General features: G+C 73.1%; 1 protein-coding gene. It reads left to right on the top strand.

What is annotated here, in order from left to right:
- On the top strand, positions 1 to 365 hold a 365-nt coding region (locus tag AB4Z27_RS29835), incomplete at both ends, for a GntR family transcriptional regulator (RefSeq protein ID WP_441646089.1).

Below are 365 nucleotides of genomic sequence, written 5' to 3'. Positions count from 1 at the left end.
CTACCGGCAGGCCATCGCCGCCGGCACGCTGGCCGTGGGGGACCGCATGCCGTCGGTGCGGTCGCTGATGGGGCTGCATGAGGTGAGCCTGTCCACGGCGCTCCAGGCGTGCCGGGAGCTGGAAACCGCGGGCCTGCTCGAAGCGCGGCCGCGCTCGGGCTACTTCGTGCGCGCGCCGTCGCRCCCGGCGCTGGCGCAGATCGAGGAACCGGCCGCCGGCCTGCCTGACCCGGCGCAATACGTCGGCATCCATCAGCGCATCTCGGCCATCCTCGCGCGCGGCCAGCATCGCGATATCAAGATCAACTTTGGCGGCGCGTGCGGCGCGCCCTCGCTCTACCCCACGCGCCCTCGCTCTACCCCAC

It is taken from the genome of Cupriavidus sp. KB_39 (assembly GCF_052114485.1).
Taxonomy (GTDB): domain Bacteria; phylum Pseudomonadota; class Gammaproteobacteria; order Burkholderiales; family Burkholderiaceae; genus Cupriavidus.
Note: the sequence above shows the minus strand (reverse complement) of the source record. Positions and strands in the feature narration are given on the sequence as shown.